This window comes from Planctobacterium sp. AWH2_060, from assembly GCF_056158425.1.
Genome location: NZ_JBSWTG010000006.1, coordinates 1 through 5,985, shown reverse-complemented (window position 1 = coordinate 5,985; position 5,985 = coordinate 1). Strand labels below are relative to the sequence as shown.

Annotated in this window: 6 protein-coding genes and 4 pseudogenes; 9 read left to right on the top strand and 1 reads right to left on the bottom strand. The window is 46.1% G+C overall.

Annotation, left to right across the window (positions count from 1 at the left end):
• Positions 1-74: 74 nt before the first annotated feature.
• The 5 genes and pseudogenes from ACXAD8_RS23215 to ACXAD8_RS23195 form a co-directional block, all read left to right on the top strand.
• Positions 75-1,055, top strand: a pseudogene (locus tag ACXAD8_RS23215) (acyl-CoA dehydrogenase); the annotation flags it as partial.
• A gap of 77 nt (positions 1,056-1,132) precedes the next feature.
• Entirely contained in the window at positions 1,133-1,600 is a 468-nt protein-coding gene (locus ACXAD8_RS23210; protein ID WP_475233142.1) for an SDR family NAD(P)-dependent oxidoreductase, read from the top strand.
• Positions 1,597-1,905, top strand: a pseudogene (locus ACXAD8_RS23205) (SDR family NAD(P)-dependent oxidoreductase). Before ACXAD8_RS23210 ends, ACXAD8_RS23205 begins: the two are co-directional and overlap by 4 nt.
• Before the next feature lie 152 nt (positions 1,906-2,057).
• Positions 2,058-2,821 (top strand): annotated as a pseudogene (locus tag ACXAD8_RS23200) (SDR family oxidoreductase).
• Positions 2,822-2,846: 25 nt separating this feature from the next.
• Positions 2,847-3,308 (top strand): annotated as a pseudogene (locus ACXAD8_RS23195) (YaiI/YqxD family protein).
• A 674-nt stretch (positions 3,309-3,982) separates the two neighbouring features.
• On the opposite strand, the gene ACXAD8_RS23190 reads toward ACXAD8_RS23195, so the two are convergent.
• Positions 3,983-4,129: a hypothetical protein gene (locus tag ACXAD8_RS23190; RefSeq protein WP_475233147.1), complete on the bottom strand. Its 147-nt coding sequence runs from the start codon at positions 4,127-4,129 to the stop codon at positions 3,983-3,985.
• Between ACXAD8_RS23190 and ACXAD8_RS23185 the strand changes: the two genes are divergently transcribed.
• The 4 genes from ACXAD8_RS23185 to ACXAD8_RS23170 all read left to right on the top strand — a co-directional run bounded on the left by ACXAD8_RS23185 (position 4,113) and on the right by ACXAD8_RS23170 (position 5,567).
• Positions 4,113-4,427, top strand: a complete 315-nt coding sequence (locus ACXAD8_RS23185) for a hypothetical protein (protein ID WP_475233143.1) — start codon at positions 4,113-4,115, stop codon at positions 4,425-4,427. The two genes, ACXAD8_RS23190 and ACXAD8_RS23185, sit on opposite strands and share 17 nt — an antisense overlap.
• A complete protein-coding gene (locus tag ACXAD8_RS23180) occupies positions 4,411-4,629 on the top strand; it encodes a hypothetical protein (RefSeq protein ID WP_475233140.1) in 219 nt (72 codons plus the stop codon). The genes ACXAD8_RS23185 and ACXAD8_RS23180 overlap by 17 nt, the downstream gene beginning before the upstream one ends.
• Before the next feature lie 101 nt (positions 4,630-4,730).
• On the top strand, positions 4,731-4,937 hold the full coding sequence (locus ACXAD8_RS23175) for a hypothetical protein (RefSeq protein ID WP_475233145.1): 207 nt from the start codon (positions 4,731-4,733) through the stop codon (positions 4,935-4,937).
• Between the two features lie 447 nt (positions 4,938-5,384).
• Positions 5,385-5,567 (top strand): hypothetical protein, encoded by a 183-nt coding sequence (locus tag ACXAD8_RS23170; RefSeq protein WP_475233138.1) that lies wholly within the window; start codon positions 5,385-5,387, stop codon positions 5,565-5,567.
• Positions 5,568-5,985 lie beyond the last annotated feature (418 nt).

Sequence of the window (5,985 nt, the reverse complement as noted above, 5' to 3'; positions counted from 1 at the left end):
TGTTTTTGCGTCACTTCGTTGAGTTACGTATTGTTAAGGTTAACATACAGCGACTACGCATTCTCATCAGCACCTACGGCTACCTAATCGGAGAAGCCCATCAAGGTTTGCGCTATATGTTCATGATGATGAACGAAGCACGCATTGGTGTGGGCTACGGTGCGGCAATGATAGGGTATCGCGGTTATCGCTATTCACTAGAATATGCCAAAGACCGTACACAAGGGCGCGCCGCCCCGAATCTTAGCACCAGAAGACGATCCAACCCCTATTATTAATCACGGTGATGTCCGCCGTATGCTGCTTGGCGCAAAAGGCGTACTGCGAAGGCGGTATGTCCCTTTGCTTATACGGCAGCATGCTCATCGATGAGATGGAAACCGAAGCCGACAGTGAAAAACGTACCGAGCTTTCTCAGCTCCTCGACCTATTAACCCCGGTATTTAAGGCGTGGCCGTCAGAGTTTGGCCCTAAAGCTAACGACTTGGCGATTCAGATTTTAGGCGGCGCTGGCTACACCCGCGAATACCCGGTTGAGCAGTGCTGGCGCGATAACCGCCTAAACCCAATTCACGAGGGCACCAACGGCATTCAGGCGTTAGACCTGCTAGGAAGAAAGCTGTGGCAGCACGACGGTAAAGGTTTGCAAGTGCTGCTAGCGCGAGTCACGCGCGACATGAAGCGCGCAGAAACGCCCAAGAGCACAGGCGCTGGCAGCAAAACTAAAACCGTATTTAGACCAGCTTGGTGCACTTATACAACAAGCTGCTGCAGACCTGCGCTCTGACAAACAGTCTGTGTTGCTAACCAACGCAAGCTGCTTCTTAAACATCTTTTCAAGCTGTGTAGTGAGCTGGATTTGGCTGCGCCAAGCTAACGTCGCCGAGCAAGCGTTAAGTAAGGGTGCAGGCGAACAGGATGTTGACTTCTACGAAGGAAAGCTTGCCGCAGCAGAGTATTTTTTAAATTGGGAACTACCGCTAGTAAGCCGCGACATAGAAGTACTGACGTCACGAGAAGCATCTTGCAACAACGTTAAGGCGAGCTATTTCTAAATTTATATTATCACTATGTGCGCTCAATTGGCATTGGAGAAGATGCAGCGCACGTAAATTAAACTGGAGTACAGCTAATGAATGTAGCTGCAAATGTTGAAGGTAAACATATTCTTATTACTGGTGGCGGCTCGGGGATCGGTGCCGCGTCAGCTCGCGTTTTAAGTGCACGTGGTGCAATAGTAGGTATTGCCGATCTCAACGAAGAGAACGCCAAAACACTGGCTGAAGAAATTATTGCATCAGGTGGTAAAGCCTATGCAGTGGCGGTTGATGTTACCGACCCTGCTCAGGTCAAGGCGATGTTCGAAACGGCCCTTTCTCATCTTGAAAAGATAGATGTGATCATAAACAACGCGGGTATCGACCATTTTCCTGCGCCACTTACCGAAGTCGACGACGCTATGTTTATGAAAAACATTCAGGTCAACTTGGCAGGCGTGTGGTACTGCATGAAAAACGCGCTGAAGCACATGACCAGCAACAGGTGGCGGTCACATAATCAATATCGCCTCCGTAGCAGGGTCTGCGCTCAGCGCCAATGATAAGTGCTTATAGTGCGTCTAAACACGGGGTAATAGGGCTGACTAAATCGGCGGCGGTGGAGTACGCGCGAGCGAACATTCGTATCAACGCGGTATGCCCTAGTTTTGTCGATACGCCTATGGTTCAAGGCGTGTTATCTAAAGTTGGATGAACGCGGCCAAAAGGGGCTTAATTGGCAGCCAACCCAATGAAACGCTTGGGTAAGCCTGAAGAAATCGCAAATGCTATAGCATGGCTGTGTAGTGATGAATCGTCATTTATGACGGGGCAGTCTGTGGTACTTGACGGCGGTATGCTGGCATAAGCGCCAAGTGTGATGAAGATAAAATCGATAAGCTTTTGGGTGGGCGTATTTTTAAAGCCTATAAAAGACTTATTACACGACAAATGCAGCTATCGTAGATAGGACACTGAGCTACGTAGTTTGCGTAAAAACGGCAAGAGAAGGAATGTTTGATGAACAACCTATTTGATTTAACAGGAAAAGTTGCACTGGTAACAGGTGCTAGCCGCGGTATCGGCGAATCTATAGCGCGGTTGCTGGCTCAGTATGGCGCCCACGTTATTGTATCAAGCCGCAAAATTGACGGCTGTGAAGCGGTTGCATCTTCAATTCGCGACGCAGGTGGAAAAGCCACGGCGCTGGCGTGCCACGTAGGTGAAATGGAGCAAATTACCGAAGCCTTCGATGTCATCAAACGTGATTTCCGCAAGCTGGATATTCTGGTAAACAACGCGGCGGCCAATCCCTACTTTGGACACATTTTAGATACTGACCTTAGGCGCCTACAACAAAACCGTAGACGTGAACATTCGTGGCTACTTCTTCATGTCGATTGAAGCATGGCAAAATGATGAAAGAGCAGGGCGGTGGCGTCATACTCAATACCGCTTCAGTAAACGGCGTAACGCCGGGCGATATGCAGGGTATCTACTCTATTACTAAAGCGGCCGTTATTAGCATGACTAAGTCGTTCGCAAAAGAGTGCGGTAGCTTAAACATTCGCGTAAACGCATTACTGCCAGGTTTGACCGACACCAAGTTTGCGTCAGCGTTAACGACCAACGAGCAAATCTTGAAGCACGCGCTGAAAGTTATTCCGCTAGGCCGCGTAGCCGACCCAGACGAAATGGCCGGCACAGTATTGTACCTAGTGTCAGATGCATCAAGCTACACCACAGGCACGACAGTGGTAGTAGATGGTGGTATGCTAGCGTAAATAGTTTCAAATACGAGATACGACCATGCATATATGGGTTGACGCCGACGCGTGCCCTGCGGTTATCAAAGACATTCTTTTTAAGGCAGCTAGACGTACCAAGCTGCCTTTGTCTTTGGTGGCTAACCACTCTATGTCTGTCCCACCAGACAAGCACATCACCTTAACGCAAGTGCCTTCTGGCTTCGATGCTGCTGACGATTACATTGTAGAGAAGTGCGAAGCCGGTGATTTGGTGATAACCAACGACATCCCATTGGCCGCTGATGTACTGGCAAAAAACGCGCTTCGCGTTAAACAACCGCGGTGAGGAATACGACAAGTCGTCTATCAAGCAGATTACTGGGTATGCGAGACTTCATGGACACCATGCGCTCAAGCGGCGAACACACCGGCGGGCCCAAAGGCGTTCTCCCAGCGCGACAAACAAAACTTTGCCAACGCGCTAGACCGCCTCTTAACCCAAGGCCTCCGCAACCTCAAATAAAATATTGGGGTCAGAGTACATTTCTACAGCATGTAACACCCAAAAATATGGGGTCAGGGTACTTTATATCCAGAATAAAAGTACTCTGACCCCATTTTTTTAGTTGGATGACGAGAAGTCTGGCTATAAATATTTGTACAAAATGCGTCCAAAAATTTTACACTTCATTATCTTGCCTGCTCTCCTCATATATAACTATCTGACTATGTTTGAAAAATGTTTTGTGGCATGCATCATGCTGCAGGGCATTTTGTGAGGTAACACCATATTTCAGAAGTCGTGAAGTATTTAGGTTGTTGAATGATGTAGGAAGCAGTCCTCACGTCAAATCAAAATAAATACATTAAGTAATTAAGGATAATGAAATATGTGTTATTCAAAACAATTAAAGCCCCAAAAGTATTGTAAATTTATTGCTCTACTCTTTATTGCTACTTCCCTATTGTCCACTCATTTGGCGAGTGCACAACAGGTAGATAACAAAGGTACTGAGTTTATCTTGGCGTTTACTCCTAACTTTGATAACTCCGGCTCTGTTGAAATACACTTAACAAGTGACGAGCATCACGACAGACGTCACATTAAATTACCCTCTGAACAGTCCTACATTTACAACCGTTGAAACAGTATCGCCGGGAAGCGTGACAGTAGTACAGATTCCAATCGACGCTATATCAACGGTTGCTGTGGATAGCGTGCAGAATAACGCGATACATGCATTTGCAGAGAATGAGTTCCGTGGTGTATACGGTGAACAGGCGCACTGCGTCATCTGATGCGGCTTTGGGCTTACCTGTTGATACGATGAATACTCGGTACATTGCTTCGACCTACAATTCTGCAGCGAGAGGAGCGCAGCTCGCTATTTATGCCTCTCAAGATGACACGCTCGTAACGATAACACCCAGCAACAATATGATAGGACACGTTGCGGGCGTGCCGTTTCAGGTTTCTCTAAATAGAGGTGAGGTGTACTTTGGTCGCTCTACTGCTACTTCTGGTCCATCAGGGTCTCTTACTGGTACTTTGGTTGAGGCTACTAAACCTATCGGCATGGTAAATGGAAACGGGTGCACAAATGTTCCTACAGGTGTAAGCGCTTGTGATCAGCATCTATGAGGTGGCCCCGCCGGTTCAATCTTGGGGGCTTTCTGCTTCTGCAACAGGACTGCCAAATCGTCCTAATGGAACGATATACCGAATTGTAGCATCTGAAGATAACACTTCAGTTTCAATCAACAGCATCTTTCAAGGGACAATTAATACGGGAGAGTTCATTGAAACGTCTTCATTAACAGGTAATCTTTCGTTTCACCGCTGACAAGCCTATTTTTGTAACTCAATACATGACAGGTCAAAGTGGTTCAGGAGCAACTCTAGGTGATCCAGCAATGGGTAACATGATACCTTCTGAGCAGTTATTTGACAGACTATACATTCTCAACGGTTGGCGAGTCACAGTTTGTACAAAACTTTATTACGATTATCGCGGCAAACGACGACGTTGGCACGTTGTTGTTAGACGGTGTTCCAGTTCCTGCTGAAAGCTTTACGCCATTTCCAGATATTCCTTTTTCATCAGCAATCGTGGAGGACTTACGCAAGGAACTCACACGACTTCCTCATTGAATCCACACGGTATAACTATTGAGGGATTTAATAACTTCGACTCCTATATTTATCCGGGTGGTGCGTTGTTTGAATTTATCAATGCTCAAGGTGACCCATTCCCACCAACATGTTCTGCAAGTGTAGGTTTAGAAAGTGCGACTGGTTCAGTCAGCGATTTTGAAAACGACGAAGATGTTAAATGGAAACGGTGTTTTGGATGCAGGAGAGGATTTAAATAACAATGGCGTGCTTGACGCGAGAACACCGGTGTTTTTTTCGTAAACACCTTATCGAGCGACAACGTTAATGTATCCGTACAAAGCTTTGTTGCGCCAGGTGCTGACACCGTTAGTGTAAGTGTCAATGTTATTGACCCTCAGCTTCCCGCTTCTGCGACTTTAGAGGCAGGTGCTGGTGACGTTTATCTAACATTCCTTTGATGATGAAGAACCAATGGCGTGTGATGTGGATGGTGATGAAAATGTAGATATGGACGATCTGCTTCTTATAAGAGCGGCCAGAAATATGCCTGCATTACCGGGGATCCTAGAGACAACGACGGAAACGGAGTCATCAACGTCCTCGACTTTAGGCAATGCTCCATTCAATGCACTCAAAATCGCTGCACAGTTCTTTAATAAATTTTAGAAGGAATTAGATAATGAATTTAAAATCAAAAATCGTGAACTGCGTGTTTGTATTATCCACACTTTTTGCAACTTCAGCCAACGCAGTGTTGATAACGTTATCGCCAAGCTCTCAAGAAGTAGGGATCTCCAGTCAGTCAGTGTTGATGTTTTTGTTTCAGATTTAAGTGATACACAGGCTCTTGGTGCTTTTGATCTAGAACTCTTGTTTGACCCAAATATGGTAACGTTTAACAGCATTACGTTTGGAAGTGGTTTGGGATTCAGTTTCCAAGATACCTTCTCTGTAAATAGTGGGACACAAGCAGTATTCAAGTACATATTAAGTTTCCAGAGTGATTTATTCGCGCATTTCAGCTCAATGATTTCTTATTGTTTACCGTGAACTTTGTATCCACAGGGTTTGGTGAAACGTTAGT

Excerpts from the sequence above, each read along its gene's own strand:
- ACXAD8_RS23210 (WP_475233142.1), top strand. The coding sequence starts at position 1,133 with ATGAATGTAGCTGCAAATGTTGAAGGTAAACATATTCTTATTACTGGT.
- ACXAD8_RS23185 (WP_475233143.1), top strand. The coding sequence starts at position 4,113 with ATGAATACTCGGTACATTGCTTCGACCTACAATTCTGCAGCGAGAGGA.
- ACXAD8_RS23190 (WP_475233147.1), bottom strand. The coding sequence starts at position 4,129 with ATGTACCGAGTATTCATCGTATCAACAGGTAAGCCCAAAGCCGCATCA.